Raw genomic sequence first — 21762 nt, 5'->3', positions numbered from 1 at the left:
CAAGCGCGGCGCGGGCGTCAAAGTGGCCGACGTGGCCGCTCTGGTGGACAAACTCAAAAACGAAGCCAAAGTGATCTGAGGAACCGAACATGACCACCCTCGTTATTGCCGAACACGACAACGCCAGTATTAAAGGCGCCACCCTCAACACCGTCACGGCGGCTGCTGCCATCGGCGGTGATGTCCACGTGCTGGTCGCAGGCCACAACGCCGGTGCTGCCGCAGCCGCCGCAGCCCAAATCGCCGGTGTCGCCAAAGTGCTGCACGCCGACGGTGCCGCCCTGGCCCACGGCCTGGCCGAAAACATGGCCGCGCAGGTGCTGGCCATCGCATCCAGCTACAGCCACCTCCTGTTTGCCGCCACGGCAGCGGGCAAGAACGTCGCCCCGCGCGTCGCCGCCCTGCTGGACGTGGCGCAGATCAGCGAAATCAGCAAAGTCATCAGTGCCGACACCTTCGAGCGCCCCATCTACGCTGGCAACGCCATCGCCACCGTGCAAAGCCAGGACGCCACCAAGGTCATCACCGTGCGTTCTACGGGTTTTGACGCTGCAGCCAGCGCCGGACAAGCGCCAGCAGCTATCGAAAGTGTAGCGGCTGTGGCCGACGCCGGACAAAGCAGCTTCCAGGGCAGCGAAATCGCCAAGAGCGACCGCCCTGAACTGACCGCCGCCAAGATCATCGTCTCCGGTGGCCGGGCGCTGGGCAGCAAAGAAAAGTTCGACGAAGTGATGACCCCGCTGGCCGACAAGCTGGGCGCCGCACTGGGTGCCAGCCGCGCAGCGGTGGACGCGGGCTACGCCCCCAACGACTGGCAAGTGGGCCAGACGGGCAAGATCGTGGCGCCGCAGCTGTACGTGGCTGCGGGCATCTCCGGCGCCATCCAGCACCTGGCCGGGATGAAGGACAGCAAGGTCATCGTGGCGATCAACAAAGACCCTGAGGCGCCGATCTTCAGCGTGGCCGACTATGGGCTGGAGGCCGATCTGTTTACGGCCGTGCCGGAGCTGGTCAAGGCGCTGTAAACCACAGCGCAAAGCAAAAAGGGGCGTTGTGCCCCTTTTTCTTGTCTGAAAAAGCAGGCGCCCCGGCCTGCCCGAACAAAGGAAAACGCCATGACACGCTTGTCCCTATGGGGTCGATTTTTGTTGGCCACTGTGGTGTGTGCTGCCGGTGCGGTAGCGCACGCCAGCCCGTGGGTGGTAGGGCAGGTGGCGCCCCTGAGCGGGCCCTATGCCACGCAGGCACGGGCCTATGCGCAGGGCATGCGCCTGTACTTTGACGAGGTCAACAAGGCCGGTGGCATACAGGGCGAGCAGATCACGCTGGTCACGCAAGACGACCGGGGGCAGCCCGAAGAAACCGTGCGTGCCACGCGCGAGATGCTGGCCCAGTCCAAACCCGTGGTGTTGGCGGGCTACTTTGGCGACCGCAACTTGTTGGCCCTGGCCGACAGTGGCCTGCTGGCGCAGACGCAGACCAGTCTGGTGGGCTACCGCAGCGTGGACCCGCGCGTGCTCCAGGTGCCGCAGTTGTTCAATGCGCGTGCCAATACCCAGGACGAGATGGCCAAAATCGCCACCCACCTGGCTACCGTGGGCATCACCAAACTCGGGCTCTTTTATGAAGACGGCCCCGGTGCTGCCTCGGTGGTGAAGCTGGTCGAGGAGGCCATCAAGCCCGCAGGCGCCCGCCTGGCCGGGCACGCCATGCTGCAAGCCCAAGGAGGGGCACGCACCGCCGATGCCGTGGCCACCTTGATCAACGCGCAGCCCCAGGCCATTTTGATCATTGCCTCCAGCCCGGCGGCCGCCGGTTTTATCGAGCACTACCGCATGTCCGGGGGCACGGCGCAGATCTATACCAATTCCGATGCCGACATTGAGCAGCTCATCAAGCGCCTGTCGGTAGAGCACATGAGCGGCATCTCCATTGCCCAGGTAGTGCCCAGCCCCTACCGCGTCTCGGGCCGCTTGAACAAGCAGTTTCGGGATGTGGTGGCCACCCGTGGCGACAAGCTCGACACCCCCGTCAGCTACGCCATGATGGAAGGCTACGTCAACGCCCGCGTGATTGCCGAGGCCCTGCGCCGCGCACCCAAAATCACCCCCGACCAAATTGCCCCGGCACTGCGCAGCATCGATTCCGTCGATCTGGGCGGTTACTGGGTTTCCTTCAAGCCGCGATCCAACCAGGGGTCGCGGTTTGTGGAGTTGTCCATCGTCAATGCAGCTGGCCGCGTCAGCCACTGAAGAAAAGTCTTATTTCACAGGGAGTTCACCCATGAGTTACATCGCACCCGTCAAAGACATGCTGTTTGCCATTGAGCACTTGGCCCAGATTGAGCAAGTCGCGCAAATCCCCGGTTTTGAAGATGCCAACCTCGATACCGCACAGGCCGTGCTGGAAGAGTGCGCCAAGTTCAACGAGGGTGTGGTTGCCCCGCTGAACTGGGAGAGCGACAAGAACCCGTCGAGCTTCCAGGCCGGTGTGGTCACCACTGCAGCGGGCTTCAAGGACGCATTCCGCCAATACGCCGAGGGCGGCTGGCAAGGCTTGCAGCACCCGGCAGATTTTGGCGGCCAGGGCCTGCCCAAAACCATTGGTGCTGCCTGCATTGAAATGTCCAACAGCGCCAGCCTGAGCTTTGCGCTGTGCCCGCTGCTGACCGATGGCGCCATCGAGGCGCTGCTCACCGCAGGCAGCGATGCACTCAAAGAAACGTACCTGGAAAAACTCGTCAGTGGCCAGTGGACGGGCACCATGAACCTGACCGAGCCCCAGGCCGGTTCTGATCTGGCTCTGGTGCGCACCCGTGCCGAGCCCCAGCCCGATGGCACCTACAAGGTCTTCGGCACCAAGATTTTCATCACCTACGGTGAGCACGACATGGCCGAGAACATCGTCCATCTGGTGCTGGCCCGCGTGCAGGGCGCGCCCGAGGGCGTCAAGGGCATCAGCCTGTTTGTGGTGCCCAAGTTCTTGGTCAATGCCGATGGCACGCTGGGCGCGCGCAACGACGCGCACTGCGTCAGCATCGAGCACAAGCTGGGCATCAAGGCCAGCCCCACGGCCGTGCTGCAATTTGGCGACCACGGCGGCGCCGTGGGCTACCTGGTGGGCGAAGAAAACCGGGGCCTGGAGTACATGTTCATCATGATGAACGCTGCGCGCTACGCCGTGGGCGTGCAGGGCATCGCCATTGCTGAACGCGCCTACCAACAGGCCGTGCAATACGCCCGTGACCGCGTGCAAAGCCGCCCGGTCGATGGCAGCGTGGCGGGCAGCGCCGCCATCATCCACCACCCCGATGTGCGCCGCATGCTCATGACCATGCGCGCCTACACCGAGGGCTGTCGCGCCATGGCCACCACCGCCGCTGCGGCCTACGATGCGGCCCACCACCACCCCGATGCGCAGGTGCGCAAGGACAACGCCACCTTCTATGAATTCATGGTGCCGCTGGTCAAGGGCTACAGCACTGAAATGAGCCTGGAAGTGACCAGCCTGGGCGTGCAAGTGCATGGCGGCATGGGCTTTATCGAAGAAACCGGCGCTGCCCAGCACTACCGCGACGCCAAAATTCTGACGATTTACGAAGGCACCACCGCCATCCAGGCCAACGACCTGGTGGGCCGCAAAACCGCCCGCGACGGTGGTCAGTCGGCCCGCGCCATCGCCGCGCAAATCGAGAAGACCGAAGGCGAACTGACCGCCAGCGCCACCCCCGCTGCCCTGGCCGTGGCCAAGCGCTTGCAGGCCGCGCGCCAGGCGTTTCTGGACGTGGTCGGCTTTGTGGCGGGCAGCGCCAAGGCCGACCCCAACGCCGTCTACGCTGGCAGCGTGCCCTACCTCATGCTCACCGGCAACCTGGTGGCAGGCTGGCAAATGGCCCGTGCGCTGCTGGTGGCGCAGGAGCTGTTGCACAAGGGACAGGACGAAGCCTTCATGCGCGCCAAAATCGCCACGGCCCAGTTCTACGCCGAACACATCCTGGTCAAGACCGGCAGCCTGCGCGACAGCATCGTCGAAGGCGCCGCCAGCGTGACGGCCTTGGCACTGGACGCGTTCTGAGCCCCAGACCAGCCGCCCTGGTTGGCTGAATTTCGCTACTGAAATGAGAGCTGCTCGCGCTTGCCAGGCAAGCCCTGCGGCTCTTTTTTATATCTAAAACTTGTTGGAGACACGCCATGTCACGTTTGCCCCCCGTTTTGCAGAAACTGACCTTTCCGGTGATCGGCTCGCCGCTGTTCATCATCAGCAACCCGCAACTGGTGATTGCGCAATGCAAGGCGGGCATCGTCGGCTCCATGCCCGCGCTCAATGCCCGCCCGGCCGCGCAGCTGGACGACTGGCTGGCAGAAATCACGGAAACCCTGGCCGCCCACGACCGTGCCCACCCCGAGCAGCCTGCGGCGCCCTTTGCCATCAACCAGATCGTGCACAAAAGCAACGACCGGCTGGAGCAAGACATGGCCGTTTGCGCCAAATACCATGTGCCTATCGTCATCACCAGCCTGGGCGCGCGCGAAGACGTGAACCAGGCTGTGCACGGCTGGGGCGGCGTGGTGCTGCACGACATCATCAACAACAAGTTTGCGCACAAGGCCATTGAAAAAGGGGCGGATGGCCTGATTGCCGTGGCCGCAGGCGCCGGTGGCCACGCGGGCGTGAAAAGCCCGTTTGCGCTGATCCAGGAAATCCGCCAGTGGTTTGATGGCCCCGTCGCCCTGAGCGGCTCCATCGCCAGCGGCGGCGCCGTGTTGGCCGCGCAGGCCATGGGGGCCGATTTTGCCTACATCGGCTCAGCCTTCATCGCCACCCACGAAGCGCGCGCCAGCGAGGCCTACAAGCAGGCCATCGTGGACAGCAACTCCGACGACATCATCTACAGCAACCTGTTCACCGGCGTACACGGCAACTACCTGGCCAGCTCCATCCGTGCTGCTGGCCTGGACCCCGAGAACCTGCCCGCATCCGACCCCAGCAAAATGAGTTTTGGCAGCGACCGCACCAAAGCCTGGAAAGACATCTGGGGCTGCGGCCAGGGCATTGGCACCATCGATGCCGTCACCTCCACGGCAGAGTTGGTGGCACGCCTGCGCCGCGAGTACCAGGCCGCCCGCGAGCGCCTGCAATTGGTTTAAAAATCTCCGCGTCCGGGCACACGCGCCAGCACCCGCAAATCGGGCCCTACGCGCTCGGCGCTGGTGAATTCCAGTGCCTGTGCCTGGGCCAGCTCGCTCAAGGGGCCGATGTTGGCGATGCCCAGGCCGGGCCCCAGCAGCTTGGGCGCCAAATACACCAGCAGCTCATCGACCAGCCCCTCGCGCAGCAAAGAGCCGTTGAGCTGGTGGCCCGCTTCTACGTGCAGCTCGTTGATGCCGCGCCGCCCCAGGTCGATCAGCATGGCGCGCAAATCCACCTTGCCTTGCGGATTGGGCAACTGCACTACCGCTGCGCCGCGCGCCTGCAGGGCGGCTTTGCGCGCGGCAAATTCAGCATCCAAAGTGCCTCCAGCGTAGATGGTGCAAGCGCGACCAGCTATAAAAAGTGCAGCATCTGGCGGCGTTTGCAGGCGGCTATCGATCACCACCACCTGCGGCTGGCGCGGCGTGGCCACCTCGCGCACGTCCAGGCGCGGGTTGTCGCTCCGCACCGTGCCAAAGCCGGTGAGCACGGCGCAGGCGCGGGCGCGCCAGGCGTGGCCATCGGCGCGCGCGCTGGCAGAGGTAATCCACTGGCTGGCCCCGTTGGCCAGCGCCGTAGTGCCATCCAGCGACGCTGCCACCTTGAGCCGTACCCATGGCGTGCCGCGCACCATGCGGCTGAAAAAACCGATGTTGAGTTCGCGCGCTTGGTTTGCGCCCGGCCCCACCTCTACTGCCACGCCCGCTGCGCGCAGCCGGGCAAAGCCCTGACCACCGACCAGCGGATTGGGGTCGGCAATCGAGCCCACCACGCGGCCTATGCCTGCGGCAATCAGTGCATCGCAGCACGGGCCTGTGCGGCCCTGGTGGGCGCAGGGCTCCAGCGTGACATAGGCGGTGGCGCCGCGCACATCGTGCCCGGCGGCCTGCGCATCGCACAGTGCCATCACCTCGGCGTGCGGGCCGCCCGCCTGCTGCGTAAAGCCTTGGCCCAGCACACGCCCGTCGGGCGTCGCAATGACGCAGCCCACGCGCGGGTTGGGGTTGGAAAGAAAAAGCGCCTGGGCCGCCAGCCCAAGCGCTTGAGAGATGAAGTGCGCTGTTGTTGTCATAGCGCGGCGATGGTAGCGTGCCGCAATGGTGGTGGTGGCGCTAGGCCAGCAGCTCTGGTACATCGGCATACACATCGCGCAGGCTGACGGCGGCATCCAGACAGCGCAGCGCCAGCACGTCGTCTGGCTGGGTGAAAGTGTGGTGCTCCCAACGGCCCTCGTCGCCGCGCTGGTACAGATCGGCCTGCACGCGGTCTTGGCGCAGCAGCAGGTACTCGCGCAGGCTGGGCAGCAGGCGGTAGGCCAGCAACTTTTCGCGCGAGTCGATGCGCTCGGTGCTGGGCGAGAGCACCTCTACCAGCAGGCAGGGGTGGCGGCGGTAGTAGGCCGACTCCCGGTCGTCTGGCTGGCAGCTCAGCAGCAGGTCGGGGTAGTAACAGTAGCTGTCACTGTCGTGGTTTACGCGCACTTTCATGTCTGCGATGAACAACTGGCACCCTTTGCGCCGTGCAGCCGGGAGCAAAGCCGCGTACAACGAGCCTGCAATCAGGCCATGCTTGTCACTGGCACCACCCATGGCCACCACTTGGCCGGCCAGGTACTCGTGCTTGGTGTCGGTGTGCTGCTCGCCCTCAAGGTAGTCCTCAATGCTGATTGGAGCTTGTGGCTGGGTTTGGCTAGTCATGGGCTTGTACTCCGTGGAAAGGCAGGCGGGGCTTCTATCCTACAGAAGCAGGGTAGATGCCCAAAAGTCCCGTTTTGCCAAGCGCGCCAGGGACGGATGGAACATGAAAAAAGCGCCTAGACGGCCAGCCCAAGCGCTTGAGAGATGAAGTGCGCTGTTGTTGTCATAGCGCACGCGATGGTAGCGCAGCGGGTTATTTGTTCCAGCAGTCCGCAACCGATAAGGTGGCTGATGCTACATCCCGTTTACCTGATTGGGTCAGGGTGTAGCTGCCGCACTTGTCTTTCAACTGAGCGCCTTTGGGGGTGGCGGTCAAGGTGTAGCTGCTGCCATTTGCACTGTCAACTTTGATGCCGTAACGATCCATCTTGAGCTGTGCTTCCAGCGCAGCAATAGCGGAGGCGGCAGACGAGGCTGTCGGGTACGTGCCATTCGCTGTAGCTGCGCGCTCCATCCACTGCGCTGCTTGCAGCAAGTTGGCCCTGGCTTCTGCGCGGTGCCCGCGCGCGATGTACTCGGTGTAACTGGGGTAGGCAATGGCCGACAAGATGCCGACGATAGCCACCACGATCATGAGTTCGATGAGGGTGAAACCTTTTTGTCGCATAGTGATAGTGGTGCTCATGGTTGCTGTCATATCTCCCGCCCGTTATTGGATTTGGCGCCAGCTGGGGCGCAAGGATTCTTCCGGCATGCGGGCGAGCTTTTCTTTGTTGTTCTTGGCGTCAATATCGACGTTTTCATATTTGCCGATCCCGATGATGCTGTGCGGGCCTTTCTCCACTTTCTTGCGTGAGATGCTGATGTATTTGCCGCTACCGACCGAGTAGCCATCGCCATCGGCCACGTTGAATTTGTCGTCTTTGTTCTTGTCCACCAGCGCTACTGAAGGAGCCTTGCCATCCATGATGTTGACAAAGGTGCGGTATTGATGCTCTTCGTCCACAGAGGTTGCATCGCAGCTCTCCACGTCGGCGCTGGCGGTCGATCCCTTGGCGGGTGCCTGCGACCACACCGTCAGCAGGTTGCTCGCATCGTAAAACTCCATGCCTTTGAGCAGGCGCTCGCCCGTAGCAGGCAGGTCTACGTACCAGCCGTTGAAGTTGCCCCAGTTTTCTGGCTTCAATTCGTTCGATGCGTTGGTTGGTTTAATCGCACCATAGGTGCCCGAATCGATTTCTGCGAATTCTTGCTGGGCCAGTTTGGCCGCGCTTGCCCCAGCACCGAGTGGCGTGGGTGTTGGTACGCAGTTATCCCCACTGGGGCAGCTACCGCCGCCGGGATGCACCTCCAGGCGCTTGCCCAGGCCAGGGGCGGGGTTGCGGTAGCGGTAGCGGGTGTTGTCCAGCACCGAATACAAGGTTTGCACACTCCTCTTATTGGGATCTCTTACTTCCACGTTACGGCCCGTGCCAAAGGCCACCATCATGCCGCCGACTTTCACGGTTTTGGCATCTTTGCCGCTGCCCACGATTCTGGTGCGGTCGTTGGCGCGCACGGTGGGTGGGGCGGTGATGGGTTGGATTTGATCGCGCGATGCAGAAGTCGGCGCTTCCAGTCCACTGGTGGTAAACAGCGGTTGGCCGCCAAAGGCAACGTTCCAGTCACTGGCGCTGGCGCTGGTCAGGTCAAACTTCCACAGATTGCCTAGGTTGTCGCCGGCATAGACCACGTCAGAGAGACCGTCACCATCCAGATCAATCACGCGTGGGGCCGACAGGCCGTTGTCGTTGGCCAGCCCGGTGCCAGGGGTGGGTGGCGCAGCCACGGTGCCTGCTGTAGGAATGCGCACCAGCTTTTTGTCGCCGTCCAGGTACTGGATGAGCAACACGGCACGCTGGTTGGTGCTGTTGTAGCCATTACCCATCACCACAGCCCAGCGGTTGTTGTTCAGGCGGGTGATTTGCGTGCTGCGCATGGCGTTGTTTTCGTCCAGCACGGGTTTGGCGGTGATGTAGCCAATGTCTTTGTCTTCCTCTACGGCTTCAAGGCAGGCGGTTTTTTCTGCGGCAACGGTCATGGCTGCGCAGTCAGGCACGGGCTCGGTGGCGGTAGAGCCACGGGTGCGGTCGAGTTTGACCAAGCTGGCTGCATTGGCCTCGGTAAATGCGGGTGCTGATCCGCTAGGCGCAGTGGTAGCGGTGGGGTTGGTCACGTCCAGCACAAAGTAGCCCTTGCCACCCAGGCCCAGTGTGCCCACCAGCAAGGTGCGCCAGTCGGGCACATAGTCGTCATAGCCCCCCGCCTTGGGGTCTTGCATCCCGCCGTTCATATCCACATCGCCGGTCATGGGTGAGCCATCGACAAAGTATTGATGGCCTGCGTTGTACGCGGGTGCGGTCAGGAGGGGCAGTTTGGGAACCACGCCTCGGGGCACATAGGCCAGTTTTTCTTCGCCTTTGCTGGCGGTAAAGCCGTGCAACATGCCATCGTTGCCGCCCACGTAGAGCATGGCGGGCCGTGCTTTGTGGTCGCGCACAAACGCGGCATAGCCCTTGAGCAGCGAAGTGCCTGCGGGCGCGCCTGTGTACCACACGTCAGAGTTGATGATGTCGCCTTGGCGGCTTTTGCGTTCACGGTATGGTTTGGCGATGGTGTAACCGGTGGACTCGGAGCCCTCCAGGCTGCGGTCGCCCCGGATGTAGTTCAGTCGCTGTTGGCCCTTGGTGGTGCCTTCGTCGGTGCCCGCTGTGTTTTTTTGCAGCCAGAGTTTTTGCGCTGTGCTTAAGTTGCTGTCATCGGAAGCCCATTGGAATGGCACTCCGCCCTTGGGTTTGGTATCGACCCATTGGTCGCTCCAGCTCAGTACCACGCGGTTGGTCACGCTCATGGCATCAAGCCTGTCGGCGGTGGTCTTGCCTTCCCAGCGTATGTCTGGTGCAGTAGTGCCATCGGGCTTGACGCGGTCGGCAGTGACAGATCCTTTCCAGCCATTTTTGGGTTCGTAGTTGCCTGTGAATTTTCCCACCTCATTAAGTGAAGCGTTGGAGCCGCTCGTGGCGGTGGACGTCATGTCTGGCTCGACGTTGGCGTTGATGGTTTTGACAATTTGCCGGAAGGCTTCTTTCAGTTCTTCTGCTTTTTCTACGGCGTAGAACTGGCCCCGGCCATTGATGGCAGCGTGCCACATGTCTTGCCCCGCTTCACCACCTACGACGGAAAACCACTGCGCCCGGCCAGCGGCATAGTCGGCAAAACTGCCGTCGTAACCATAAGGTAGGGTGCTAGAGGGGGTAATCAGCTTGCCATTGTTGCCATTATTGGTGACTGCATTATTACTATTAGCGAGTTCAGGGCCATCGTATTGCCAAAGAGGGCCGTCCTTCTTTTCATACCATTTATTTCCTATTTTTTCATTGATCCAATACCTGCCAATATTTTTCTCTGATTCCGTATTATTCCCAACCGGTCTGTATTGATTTTTAGGGATGGAGTCCGTACTGAAGCCGATAGTGAAGGTCACCATGTGTGGCCAAGTGGCAGGGTTGTAGCGAGGGTTCCAGTATTTTTTAAGGGTGGCTTGTTTCTTTGAGATGCTGTTAGTGAATGTTTCCTCGGGAGGTGCTTTGTCATATTCAGGAAGCGGGGATATTTCGCCGTCTAGGCTAGATGGCGGCTGGAGGTTTGTAGCCCAACTTTTGAATGACCAATCAGCTAATGAGCTAATGTATTCAGACTTATAGCCAGGATGATAGTCGCTCCAAGTTGGATAATCAATATCTCGATAAATCCAGGTTTGCGGATCGCTGCGCTTATAGGCGGTGCCATCGGGTAGAAAAAAAGGAGAGAATGTAGCTATCGGGTTATCTGTGCCGGCGGCTCCATTGGTGTTTCTTTCGGAGTCTTGATTGTCAAAATTAATCGGATTTGTATTAATTGGATATTCTTTTCTATAGTAGCCATTCCAATCGCCGTCGGTTAAAAGAATGTGGTAATTTCGGCGGCATCCTAATGGTTTGTTATTATTTTTGGCATCTGATAATTTTGAAGTTGGTTTGTCAGCCCAAGGCCCATTTATATGTAATTCCGCCCGCATATAATCGTCTGCTTGCTTGACAAGCCAGTGGGTTGGCGTATTTGTGCATGCTTTAAGAGCATTAACATATTTAATAAAATTTTCTCGATGCGTTGAATCAAGTACCCGCATGCTATTAGAAATATCGTTTTTTGATGCTGCTTCCGCATTAAGACTTTTTAAATTAAGCCCAGAGACAGATACACAATCACTTCTATTCCATCCATCTTTATTTGCGACAGCTGGATGTAGACCAAAAGACTGCCAAGCCATCCGTATTTTTTTATCGGGCAATAAATCTTTATCGTTGAAAACTTCTTTCAGGGCATCTTGTAGTACCTGAATGCGAGTTTTGGTGTAGGGATTTTTGTCTTTGTCATATGGCTTGCTTGGATCTTTCAGTGCCATGTCTTCTTCGTCCATGCTGCCCGAGTCATCCAGCGAGAGGATGACGTTGGGTGCCACATAAGGCAGTACTGTGCCCGGCGGGGCGGTAGCCAAATCCAGCGCCCATACACTGTGTGGTGTCAGCGCTGCACCGGCGGCCAGGGCGAGCAAAGTTTTGCGAAAACGGGGTGGGTTGCGGCGGGGCATGGTGGCTGCTCCTTCAGTCAATGGTTTTATGGTCAAAAGTGGCTCTAGGGCTTATGGAGAAGGCGCTATAAGCTATTTTTTTGATAGTGGATCAGTCTTTGACGAACTGGCGGGCGTAGGTTTGTTGCAGCACGGCCATAGTGTTGCCTTTGCGGCCATAGGCCAGCGCAGTAATGCGGTACACCACGTTGGGCTTGAGGTTCAGGTTCAGCAGGTTGGCGGTGGCGGCGCCACCCGCGCCCACGATCAGGCCAGAGTTCTTGCTGCTCTCGTCGTAAGGCATCACTTCAATCCAGTACCAGCCACCACGGTTGGCAGCACTGCGGTCGGCCAGGATGGGGTTGGTAGGGTTGTCGGCATCGCCCAAAGTGGCGCCGCTGAACTGGCCATAGCGCGCGCCTGGGGTCACACTGCCCACGGTCTTGGTCATGCTGGCCAGTGAAAACTCACCCGTTGCCAGCCCAGTTTCGTCTTTTTTGTTCCAGAAGTCTTGTCGACCGGCGCGCTTGGTACACAGGCCGTGGCTGCATTTGGCGGTGGTTTTGGTGTCCAGGTCTGCCAGCAGGGGTGTGACGTCTTGGGTTTCCAGCGGGATTTTGGGGGCGTCGGCGACTTTGTCGCGGCAGTTGGTGGCAGTGCAGGCGCTGCCATCAGGATTCTCATTCCGGATGTCGAGTTCAGCGTCTTGCAGCAGGGCCTGGGCGGCCTCAAAGGCGCGCTGGTAGTCGGCATCGTTGCCCACCAGCATTTCATTGAACAGCGACGTGCGCGATGCCCACAGCGCCAGCAGCATGGACAGCATGACAAACACAATCACCACAAACAGCGCTACGCCGCGTTGGCGCGGACGCTGGTGGTGGGGTAAAGAGAGGCTTTGCATGGTAGCTTTTCTCATTGGGGGGTAATCACCGAGCCAATCAACCCTTGGCTGCGCAGCTGGAAGGTATTGCGAAAAGCGATGTGCAGGCGCTTGTTGCGCGTACCGGTCAGGGTTGTCATGTTGACGGCTGTGCCATCGCAGTCGGTGTAAGTGCTGCCAGCGGGCATATCGATGGATTCGTTGCCGTAAAGCACCAGGCACACCTGGACTGCTTGCACTTGCGCCCACTTGGTCACACCGCTGGCATCGACGGTTTTGATGGTGCTGGCGCCCGGCACGGTGTTGTCTTGCAACAGGTAGCGCACCTGGAAGTTGGCTACGTTGTTGATGATGGCTTGCGGCGTGCCGGTGCCTGCGCATCGCAGTTCTCGTCGGGTCGGATCGCTGGCGGGGGTGTAGAGCTGAAACTGGCTCTGTATCAAGGAGGGGGTGCCGTCTTGACCCAAACAGTTGCGGTGCAGTGATGCCTCTGACGCGTTGATAAACACCGGCTCTGTGTAATTGCGGTAGCCCACCGAGAGGGCGTATTCGTCCGTACTGGGGGTCTGTTTGCCTGTGATGGTCTGCGTGGCCGGTTCAAAGCCGGGGTCGGTGCCCGAGGCTGCAATTGCAACCTCAAAAGCGGCGGGTATCAAGTAGGTAGATTCTGTGGTGGCGGTGCCGGGATCTAGGTTCAGGCGCAGTGATCCGGCCTGGCGCAGTTGCAGGCCGATCACGCGCATGGCGTAGCTGCCTTGTTGTTGGATGAGGCTGGCGTCGCTGACGGTGCCCGAGATGCCACGCGAGACCATCAGCGCGCCCATGGCTACCGCCACCGTGAGCAAGCCGATGGTGATGCCTACCATCAACTCAATCAGCGTGACGCCGCGCTGGGTTTGTGGGCGCATGGCCTGTTTTTTAAGGTATTTTTGGCCTGTAGGCCTTATACAGCGGGCGTGAGCAGCTATGCTTTTTGATGTCATTTCAAACCCCTGGGCAGTAGTACACAATGATTCCACCGGGGGCGTAGGGCGCACAGCGCGACGGTGCTACCAGATATTGCAGGTGGCAGGTGTGGTCGGCGGGGCAGGCGTTGGTGTTTGTGTCATCGCCTGCGCCTGCTGTCAATGTGGCGTTGATGTTGTCTTTGTAGACCTTCTTCTCTGCTTCAGTCAGACCAGTCAAATCGCGCTCGTTTTCGCGCCAGGCCACGATCACGCCCAGTTGGCGGCGGTTGCCATTGGTCTCACCGGGGGCGACAAAAATGCTGGCTTTGCCCAGTGGCAGGTTTTCACGCACGCTTCTTTTCCAGACAGCCACGTCGTAAGCGGCCAGGTTGGCTGCGGTGCAACCGCCGGAGCAGTCGGGCACGGTGGGCGTAGCCGCAAAGTTTGTCACGTAGCTGTTGAGGTTGGCCAGAGCGCTGGGGTTGGCCTTCATACGTTCGCCCATGTCTTCAATCAGCCGAATGGCCTGGGCGCGGCGCACGCTGGTTTGGGTGTCGGTCAGGGTGCGCATTTGCACGCCCAAAATGCCCAAAATGCCTAGTGCCATCACAACGATGGCCACCAAAGACTCGATCAGGGTAACGCCGCGCTGTATACGGCTGCGCAAGGAGGTTACGTTTTGGGGCATGAAGCTTCCTCAAGAACTCGAATGCGACCGCCCGATGCCATGCAAATAGTTCGGGTGGCGGGTGATGAAACGCCCGTAGGCACAGGTGAAAAAGTAAAGCCTTTTAAGTTCAGGCCGCTCATCATTCCGTAGCGATCAACCTTGATGTTGGTGCCGCCGCTGCTGTGCATGACATTGACGTTGGCGGGTGTGTTGAAGGTTTGCAAAATTTCTTCGCCATCTTTCCATTTGCCGTTGTTATCACTGTCTATAAAAACAAACCAGCCGCAGCCCCATTCCTGGCTGGTTTCGGCCAAGGTGCAGCCAGGGGTGGTTTTCGGGTTTTTCTGAATGCCGATCCATCCCCCGCGCTTGATGGCCTCCGAGCGGGCGTAATACAGCGTGCTGGTCATGCTTTCAACGGCTTGGCGTACCCGCCAACGATCTATCGTTGTGCCGAAGCTGGGTGCGGCCAGTGCCGCCAAAACGGCCACGATGGCGGTAACCACCATGGTTTCTATCAGCGTGAAGCCGCGCGTTTTGGGCGTACAAGCGGCTTGCTGTCTGGTTGTCTGCGCTAGTCGCATGCCTCGCTTCCTTTCTTTTGCTTGATGCGCCCACCTGCCGATAGGCACAGCTTGAGTGCATTGGGGCTGCTGGCATCGCTGCCTTTGGGCGCCAAGGTCAGCGCTACTTGAGTGCCGCCGAGGGAGCCCCAGCGGTCTGCGGTCAGTGTGGCGCTGGCGGGGTCAGGTGTGATGGTGACTTGCGGCAGTGCTGCTGTGACTTGCAAGTCGCATTCGTTGGGCGTCTTGGTCGCGTCGCAGGTGTCTTGTGCGGTGTTGCCGTTGGCGTCATGAAAAACGCTCCAGCCGCTGTTCCAGTTGGTGCCATCGGTGGCTTTGATAACGATGTTGCCCCCGCGCTTGATGGCTTCCGAGCGGGCGTAATACAGGCTGGACTGGAGTGATTCCGTGGCATCACGCACGCGCCAACGTTCAATGATGGGGGTGAAGCTGGGGCCTGCCAGCGCGGCCAGCACGGCCACGATGGCCACTACGACCATGGTTTCTATCAGGGTAAAACCGCGTTGCACTCGTTGCGCAGGCGTAAAAGTCGATGCATACATGGCGTCCATGTTACGCAGCCAGAACGTGGTGCGTCGCCGTAGCGGGATAAGCGGCGGTGGTGTGCGGATCAGCGGCAGCTGTCTGGTGCTGGCAGTCTAGCGGCGGGTGTACCCAAGGCAGGCACCTGCATCGGGGCGGCCTTTGCACTCGCGGTACAGGCGCCGGTCGCGCTCTTTTGTACTTTCCTCAGAAGAGCTGCCGAAGTATTTGACGCGCACGCTGCCTTTCTTTTCGCTGGCAGCTTGGCTGCTGTTGGTACTGTCTTTTTTCTTGCGTGCGGCGTGGGCCTCGGCAGGTGCGGCCAGCAGGCCCACTGCCAGGCAGGCGCACAGCAGCGCAGCGGGCAGGGCGTGGCGCAGGGGGCGGTGTGGGGTGGGTGTTGTCTGGTGGATCGTGGTGCGCATGGTGGCGTTGCTTTCCGGGTGGTGGCTGGGTGCGTGAATCGTGCCATGCGAAGCGCGGTGCGGGCATGCGGGTATTGCCTGCTGTGGCGTGTCGCGAAAGCGGTTTTCGCGACATTTTTGCGTGTTTAATGTCGCGATTGAACCATGCGAGACAGGAGTAAACCATGTCCAGACCCCTGCCGACACAAGCCCAGCAAGCGGTGCTGGAGGCGATTGCCCGTTTTGCTGATGGTGCCAGCACCGAGCAGATTCAAGAAAGCCTCGCGGCGCCGCCCCATCGCCGTACTTTGCAGCGCTGGCTCAATGATTTGATGGCCCAGGCGCGCGTGTACCGCCAAGGCCAGGGGCGGAGCGTCAAATACCGGCTGGGCGAAGCCGCCAAACCGGGTACCACGGCCCAGGGGGCAAGCCTGCTCCCCTTGTCGCCCCAGGCCAAGGAGGTTGAGGCGCTGGTTCGCCAGCCCTTGGCGCTGCGCCAGCCTGTGGGTTACCGCCGAGCCTTTCTGGATGGCTACCGCCCCAACGAAACCTGGTATTTGCCCCAGGATGTGCGCGATGACTTGCTGGCCCAGGGGCAGGCCGTGGCCACTAGCGAGCCCGCTGGCACATATGCCCGCAAAATTGCCAATCGGTTGCTGATTGATTTGTCCTGGAACTCCAGCCGTCTGGAAGGCAACACCTATTCGCTGCTGGAGACGGAGCGCTTGCTGTCCGTCGGTGAAGCCGCAGTGGGCAAGAATGCTCTGGAGGCGCAAATGATTCTGAACCACAAAGAAGCCATCGAGTTTCTGATTGATTCAGCCAGCGACATTGGCTTTAACCGCTACACAGTGCTCAACCTGCATGCGCTGCTGTCCGACAATTTGCTCGACGACCCCACCGCCAGCGGACGTTTGCGCAGCATCGCTGTGGGCATTGGGCAGACAACGTTTTTGCCTTTGGAGGGGCCGCAGCGCATTGCCGAGTGTTTTGACCAGATTCTGGATACGGCAGCGGCCATACGCGATCCGTTCGAGCAGGCTTTTTTTGTGATGGTGCATTTGCCTTACCTGCAGCCCTTTGAGGATGTGAATAAGCGTGTCTCGCGGCTGGCGGCCAATATCCCACTGATACAACGCAACCTGTGCCCGCTATCGTTTGTGGATGTGGAGCAAGCCGCGTACATCAGCGCCATGCTGGGCGTTTATGAACTCAATCGCGTGGAGTTGCTGCGTGATGTGTTTGTCTGGGCTTACAAGCGCTCCTGCGCCCGTTACTCGGCTGTTCGCCAGTCGCTGGGAGAGCCTGACCCGTTCCGTTTGCAGTACCGGCAGCAAATCACCCAGGCAGTGACCGAAGTGGTGCGAGAGGCCTTGGGCAAGCTGCAAGCCGTCAGCGCGGTGCGGCGCTTTGCCCAAGCGCAGATCAAGCCCCAGGACAGAGAGCGTTTCATTGAGGTGGTGGAGACGCAGCTCCTGAGCCTGCATGAAGGCAGCATTGCGCGCTACCGCCTGCGACCCAGTGAGTTTCAGGTCTGGCAGGCGCACTGGAAATGAGGCGCCGCCCGGCTACAAATAGGGCAGTCGCTATAATCGACAGGTTTTGCATGGTGCAAGACGCACGCCGGTAGCCCTTCCAGTTTCTGGCGCAAGTAAAACCCGCGCTGGCTGCCCGTTTATGGGGTGGCAAGCCGCATTACAGGAAATTTCCAAATGATCGCATCCTCCATCAAGGCCGAAGTCGTCAAGGCCAACGCCCGTGCTGCCAACGATACCGGTAGCCCTGAAGTGCAAGTGGCCCTGCTGACGGCCCGCATCAACGAACTGATGCCCCACTTCAAGACCCACGCCAAAGACCACCACGGTCGCCGTGGCCTGCTGCGCATGGTGAGCCGTCGCCGCAAGCTGCTGGACTACCTCAAGGCCAAGAACGCTGAGCGTTACACCGCTTTGATCGCCAAGCTGGGTCTGCGCAAGTAAGCGCTGTCGCATGCAAAAACGCCTGGGTTAGCACGCTAGCTCAGGCGTTTTTTACTTTGCCAGTGTCCAAGATCAGAGCGAAGCTGTGTCATTCCACTGAACTTCCGCGTGCGGTTTCAATGGAATGGCATCGTGTTCTGAATAGGCCTCTGGCGCCCGCTGGTACTGCGTTACCAGCTATCTAATCAGGAGCAAAAATGAGCATTTTCAACAAAGTCACCAAGTCTTTCCAATGGGGCGACAAGACCGTCATCATGGAAACCGGCGAAGTCGCCCGCCAGGCCTCTGGTGCCGTTGTGGTCAACATTGACGATACCGTGGTGCTGGCCACGGTGGTGGCCTCCAAAGGTGCCAAGCCCGGCCAGGACTTCTTCCCGCTGACGGTGGATTACATCGAGAAGACCTATGCCGCTGGCAAGATTCCCGGCAGCTTTTTCAAGCGCGAAGCCAAGCCCAGCGAGCACGAAACCCTGACCAGCCGCCTGATCGACCGTCCGATCCGCCCGCTGTTCCCCGAAGGCTTCTTCAACGAAGTGCATGTGGTCATCCACACGCTGTCGCTGAACCCTGAAGTGGATGCAGACATTGCCGCGCTGATTGCCTCCAGCGCTGCGCTGGCCATTTCCGGCATTCCGTTCAGCGGCCCCATCGGCGCCGCGCGCGTGGGCTATGTCAATGGTGAGTACGTGCTCAACCCCGGCCAGACGCTGCGCAAGAGCAGCCAGATGGATCTGGTGGTGGCCGGTACCGAAGCTGCCGTGCTGATGGTCGAGTCCGAAGCGCAGCAACTGCCCGAAGACGTGATGCTGGGCGCTGTGGTGTTTGGCCATGAGCAGGGCAAGATTGCCATCAATGCCATCCATGAGCTGGTGCGTGACGCCGGCAAGCCGGTGTGGGACTGGAGCGCCCCGCCCAAAGACGAGGCCCTGATTGCCAAAGTCACGCAATTTGCCGAAGAAAAACTGCGCGCCGCTTACCAGATTCGCAACAAGCAGGCCCGCACCCACGCTTGCCGCGAGGCCTACGCCGTGGTCATGGCCGACCTGAAGGAAGCTGGTGTGGAGTTCGATGCCGTCAAGGTCGAAGGCATGTTGTTTGACATCGAAGCACGCATCGTGCGCAGCCAGATTCTGGCCGGTGAGCCCCGCATTGATGGCCGCGACACGCGCACGGTGCGCCCCATTGAAATCCGCAGCAGCGTGCTGCCGCGTGCCCACGGCTCGTCGCTGTTCACCCGTGGCGAAACCCAGGCGCTGGCCGTGACCACGCTGGGCACCGAGCGCGATGCCCAGCGCATCGACGCCTTGATGGGCGAATACGAAGACCGCTTCATGCTGCACTACAACATGCCTCCCTTTGCCACCGGCGAAGTCGGTCGCATGGGCAGCACCAAGCGCCGCGAAATCGGCCATGGCCGCCTGGCCAAGCGCGCACTGACCGCGGTGCTGCCGAGCAAGGAAGAATTCCCCTACACCATTCGCGTGGTGTCGGAGATCACCGAATCCAACGGCTCCTCGTCGATGGCATCGGTGTGCGGCGGCTGCCTGTCGATGATGGATGCGGGCGTGCCCATGAAGGCGCATGTGGCTGGTATTGCCATGGGCCTGATCAAGGAAGACAACCGTTTTGCCGTGCTGACCGACATCCTGGGCGATGAAGATCACCTGGGCGACATGGACTTCAAGGTGGCTGGCACCACCGCCGGTATCACGGCGTTGCAAATGGACATCAAAATCCAGGGCATCACCAAGGAAATCATGCAAGTCGCCCTGGCCCAGGCCAAAGAAGCGCGCATGCACATCCTGGGCAAGATGCAAGAAGCCATGGGCGAGGCCAATACCGAAGTCTCCAGCTTCGCGCCCAAGCTCTACACCATGAAGATCAACCCCGAGAAGATCCGCGACGTGATCGGCAAGGGTGGTTCGGTGATTCGTGCATTGACCGAAGAGACCGGTTGCCAGATCAACATCGACGAAGACGGCACCATCACCATCGCCTCGACCGACACGGCCAAGGCCGATGAAGCCAAGCGCCGCATCGCGCAAATCACGGCTGTGGTGGAAATCGGCAAAGTGTATGAAGGCCCAGTCACCAAGATTCTGGACTTTGGCGCGCTGATCAACCTGCTGCCTGGCAAGGACGGCCTGCTGCACATCAGCCAGATCGCCCACGAGCGCGTCGAGCGCGTGAGCGACTACCTGACCGAAGGCCAGATCGTCAAGGTCAAGGTCATGGAAACTGACGAAAAAGGCCGCATCAAGCTGTCCATGAAAGTGCTGGCTGAGCGTCCCCAGGGCGGTGACCGCCCTGAGCGTGGCGAGCGCCAAGAGCGTGCTGAGCGCCAGGAGCGCCGTGAGCCCGCCGCAGCGCGTGACAACGAGCAGCAGCCAGCACAGCAGCCTGCCCAGGACGCGCCAGGCCAAGTCAGCGGCTAACGTCAATTTGCTATTGATATGAGAGCTGCTAGCGCCCGCCAGTCGGGCGCTAGAGGCCAAAATCATTCAAATTAACGGAGCGCCTTCAGAGCATGCTTGCTGTAGAAATTTCATCGTTTGGCGAACCCGGCGTTCTGCGCCTGGGTGAGCGTCCTGTGCCGGTGGCCGGTGCGGGGGAGTTGCTGATCCGCGTGAGCGCCAGCGGCATCAACCGGCCTGATGTGCTGCAACGCAAGGGCCACTATGCGCCGCCGCCGGGCACCTCTGACCTGCCGGGTCTGGAGGTGGCGGGGGTGATTGAGGGGGGCGATGAGTCCGCCATGGCCCAGGCCGGTCTGCACGTGGGCGATCGCGTCTGCGCGCTGGTGGCTGGTGGTGGCTACGCCCAGTGGTGCGTGGCTCCCGTGGTGCAGTGCCTGCCCGTGCCCGCCGGATTCAGCGACGTAGAGGCTGCCTCTTTGCCCGAAACCTTCTTCACGGTGTGGAGCAATGTGTTCGAGCGTGGCCGTTTGCAGCCGGGGGAGGTTTTGCTGGTGCAAGGCGGAAGCAGCGGCATCGGCGTGACTGCCATCCAGCTGGGCCGGGCGCTGGGCGCTACCGTCATCGTCACGGCGGGCAGCGATGACAAATGTGCGGCCTGTCTGGCGCTGGGCGCCCACCATGCCATCAACTACCGCACGCAAGATTTTGTCGCTGAGGTGCAGCGCATCACGGCGGGCAAAGGCGTGGATGTGGTGCTGGACATGGTGGCAGGCAGCTACGTGGCCCGCGAGGTGCAGTGTCTGGCAGAAGATGGCCGTCTGGTGATCATCGCCGTCCAAGGTGGTGTACAGAGCACGTTCGATGCGGGGCTGGTTTTGCGACGGCGCCTGACCATTACCGGTTCCACGTTGCGGCCCCGGCCCGTGGCCTTCAAGGGCGCGATTGCGCAGGCCTTGCGCGAGCGGGTGTGGCCTTTGCTGGCCGCCGGTGCCGTGCGCCCAGTGATCCACCGCACCTTTGCCGCTGCCGATGCGGCACAGGCGCACGCTTTGATGGAGTCCAGTCAGCACACTGGCAAGATTGTTTTGACGTGGTAAGCATGAACAAAAAACTGATCGCAGGCAATTGGAAAATGAACGGCAGCTTGGCTGCCAACGACGCCTTGGTGCGTGCGCTGGTGGCAGGGCTGGCAGGGCAGGGTGGTTGTGACGTGGCTGTGGCTGTGCCCGCGCCCTACTTGGCGCAGGTGCAGTCCCTGGTTGCGGGCTCGGCCCTGGCGCTGGCGGCGCAGGATGTGTCTGCGCACGAGGCAGGTGCTTACACGGGGGAAGTGTCGGCCTTGATGTTGCGCGACTTCGCGGTGCGCTACGCCTTGGTTGGGCACTCGGAGCGGCGTCAATACCATGCCGAGTCGGATGCCTGCGTGGCGCTGAAGGCACAGCGTGCGCTGGCCGCTGGCATTACACCCATTGTGTGTGTCGGTGAAACGCTGGCCGAACGCGAAGCGGGAGAAACTGAAGCCGTGGTGCGTCGCCAGCTGGCAGCGGTCATCCATGTCAATGGCCATTGCATCAGTGAAGTGGTGGTGGCGTACGAGCCCGTGTGGGCCATCGGTACAGGCAAAACTGCCACGCCAGAGCAGGCGCAGCAGGTGCATGCCGTGCTGCGTGCGCAGTTGGCAGCGGCCAGCGACAAGGCGGCACGCATTCGACTGCTCTACGGCGGCAGCATGAATGCGGGCAATGCGCAGCAGCTGCTGGCCCAACCCGACATTGATGGCGGGCTGGTCGGGGGCGCCTCGCTCAAGCCCGCAGACTTCTTGCAAATTATCGCTGCAGCCCAATAAGGATAAGCGCTAGGCGCTATCAAATCAGGAGTTATCGA

At 60.7% G+C, this 21762-nt stretch carries 19 protein-coding genes and 1 pseudogene; 10 read left to right on the top strand and 10 right to left on the bottom strand.

Annotated elements, in window-relative coordinates; all coding sequences use genetic code 11:
• The 5 genes and pseudogenes from PHX69_RS01415 to PHX69_RS01395 form a co-directional block, all read left to right on the top strand.
• Positions 1 to 79: pseudogene (locus PHX69_RS01415) on the top strand (electron transfer flavoprotein subunit beta/FixA family protein); the annotation flags it as partial.
• 10 nt (positions 80 to 89) lie between these two features.
• Positions 90 to 1025, top strand: a complete 936-nt coding sequence (locus PHX69_RS01410) for an electron transfer flavoprotein subunit alpha/FixB family protein (RefSeq protein WP_288042006.1) — start codon at positions 90 to 92, stop codon at positions 1023 to 1025.
• A 90-nt stretch (positions 1026 to 1115) separates the two neighbouring features.
• Positions 1116 to 2252 carry an ABC transporter substrate-binding protein gene (locus PHX69_RS01405; RefSeq protein WP_119011736.1) on the top strand — a complete coding sequence of 379 codons (1137 nt, stop codon included), beginning with the start codon at positions 1116 to 1118 and terminating at the stop codon, positions 2250 to 2252.
• A 31-nt stretch (positions 2253 to 2283) separates the two neighbouring features.
• Positions 2284 to 4074 carry an acyl-CoA dehydrogenase gene (locus tag PHX69_RS01400; protein ID WP_288042004.1) on the top strand — a complete coding sequence of 597 codons (1791 nt, stop codon included), beginning with the start codon at positions 2284 to 2286 and terminating at the stop codon, positions 4072 to 4074.
• A gap of 116 nt (positions 4075 to 4190) precedes the next feature.
• On the top strand, positions 4191 to 5147 hold the full coding sequence (locus tag PHX69_RS01395; protein WP_119011738.1) for an NAD(P)H-dependent flavin oxidoreductase: 957 nt from the start codon (positions 4191 to 4193) through the stop codon (positions 5145 to 5147).
• On the opposite strand, the gene ribD is transcribed toward PHX69_RS01395, so the two are convergent.
• From ribD to PHX69_RS01345, 10 genes are all read right to left on the bottom strand, one after another.
• Positions 5144 to 6262 carry a bifunctional diaminohydroxyphosphoribosylaminopyrimidine deaminase/5-amino-6-(5-phosphoribosylamino)uracil reductase RibD gene (ribD, locus tag PHX69_RS01390; protein WP_288042003.1) on the bottom strand — a complete coding sequence of 373 codons (1119 nt, stop codon included), beginning with the start codon at positions 6260 to 6262 and terminating at the stop codon, positions 5144 to 5146. The genes PHX69_RS01395 and ribD overlap by 4 nt on opposite strands.
• A 40-nt stretch (positions 6263 to 6302) precedes the next feature.
• Positions 6303 to 6887 (bottom strand): Uma2 family endonuclease, encoded by a 585-nt coding sequence (locus PHX69_RS01385; protein WP_288042002.1) that lies wholly within the window; start codon positions 6885 to 6887, stop codon positions 6303 to 6305.
• Between the two features lie 193 nt (positions 6888 to 7080).
• Positions 7081 to 7512, bottom strand: a complete 432-nt coding sequence (locus PHX69_RS01380) for a type IV pilin protein (protein WP_288042001.1) — start codon at positions 7510 to 7512, stop codon at positions 7081 to 7083.
• A 24-nt stretch (positions 7513 to 7536) separates the two neighbouring features.
• The gene (locus PHX69_RS01375; protein WP_288041999.1) at positions 7537 to 11496 is read right to left on the bottom strand and encodes a pilus assembly protein; all 3960 of its coding nucleotides are present in this window, start codon (positions 11494 to 11496) and stop codon (positions 7537 to 7539) included.
• Positions 11497 to 11587: 91 nt separating this feature from the next.
• Positions 11588 to 12376 (bottom strand): pilus assembly PilX family protein, encoded by a 789-nt coding sequence (locus tag PHX69_RS01370; RefSeq protein WP_288041998.1) that lies wholly within the window; start codon positions 12374 to 12376, stop codon positions 11588 to 11590.
• A gap of 11 nt (positions 12377 to 12387) precedes the next feature.
• Positions 12388 to 13263 carry a PilW family protein gene (locus tag PHX69_RS01365; protein WP_288041997.1) on the bottom strand — a complete coding sequence of 292 codons (876 nt, stop codon included), beginning with the start codon at positions 13261 to 13263 and terminating at the stop codon, positions 12388 to 12390.
• A 76-nt stretch (positions 13264 to 13339) separates the two neighbouring features.
• Complete coding sequence (gene pilV / locus PHX69_RS01360) at positions 13340 to 13924, bottom strand: type IV pilus modification protein PilV (RefSeq protein WP_502958454.1); 585 nt, start codon at positions 13922 to 13924, stop codon at positions 13340 to 13342.
• Between the two features lie 50 nt (positions 13925 to 13974).
• Positions 13975 to 14556, bottom strand: coding sequence for a GspH/FimT family pseudopilin (locus PHX69_RS01355; protein WP_288041995.1), 582 nt, complete (start codon positions 14554 to 14556; stop codon positions 13975 to 13977).
• Complete coding sequence (locus tag PHX69_RS01350; protein ID WP_288041994.1) at positions 14547 to 15107, bottom strand: GspH/FimT family pseudopilin; 561 nt, start codon at positions 15105 to 15107, stop codon at positions 14547 to 14549. The genes PHX69_RS01355 and PHX69_RS01350 overlap by 10 nt, the downstream gene beginning before the upstream one ends.
• 87 nt (positions 15108 to 15194) lie before the next feature.
• Positions 15195 to 15503, bottom strand: coding sequence for a hypothetical protein (locus PHX69_RS01345; protein WP_288041993.1), 309 nt, complete (start codon positions 15501 to 15503; stop codon positions 15195 to 15197).
• Between the two features lie 164 nt (positions 15504 to 15667).
• On the opposite strand from PHX69_RS01345, the gene PHX69_RS01340 reads away from it, so the two are divergent.
• The 5 genes from PHX69_RS01340 to tpiA all read left to right on the top strand — a co-directional run bounded on the left by PHX69_RS01340 (position 15668) and on the right by tpiA (position 21724).
• Positions 15668 to 17038: a Fic family protein gene (locus PHX69_RS01340; protein WP_288041992.1), complete on the top strand. Its 1371-nt coding sequence runs from the start codon at positions 15668 to 15670 to the stop codon at positions 17036 to 17038.
• A gap of 156 nt (positions 17039 to 17194) precedes the next feature.
• Positions 17195 to 17461, top strand: a complete 267-nt coding sequence (gene rpsO, locus PHX69_RS01335; protein WP_119011745.1) for a 30S ribosomal protein S15 — start codon at positions 17195 to 17197, stop codon at positions 17459 to 17461.
• 197 nt (positions 17462 to 17658) lie between these two features.
• Positions 17659 to 19896, top strand: coding sequence for a polyribonucleotide nucleotidyltransferase (gene pnp, locus PHX69_RS01330; RefSeq protein WP_288041989.1), 2238 nt, complete (start codon positions 17659 to 17661; stop codon positions 19894 to 19896).
• A gap of 92 nt (positions 19897 to 19988) precedes the next feature.
• Positions 19989 to 20975: an NAD(P)H-quinone oxidoreductase gene (locus PHX69_RS01325; protein WP_288041987.1), complete on the top strand. Its 987-nt coding sequence runs from the start codon at positions 19989 to 19991 to the stop codon at positions 20973 to 20975.
• 2 nt (positions 20976 to 20977) lie between these two features.
• The gene (gene tpiA / locus PHX69_RS01320; protein ID WP_119011748.1) at positions 20978 to 21724 is read left to right on the top strand and encodes a triose-phosphate isomerase; all 747 of its coding nucleotides are present in this window, start codon (positions 20978 to 20980) and stop codon (positions 21722 to 21724) included.
• Positions 21725 to 21762 lie beyond the last annotated feature (38 nt).

It is taken from the genome of Simplicispira sp. (genome assembly GCF_028687295.1).
GTDB classification, from domain to species: Bacteria; Pseudomonadota; Gammaproteobacteria; order Burkholderiales; family Burkholderiaceae_C; genus Simplicispira; species Simplicispira metamorpha.
This window is presented reverse-complemented; position numbering and strand designations above follow the sequence as displayed.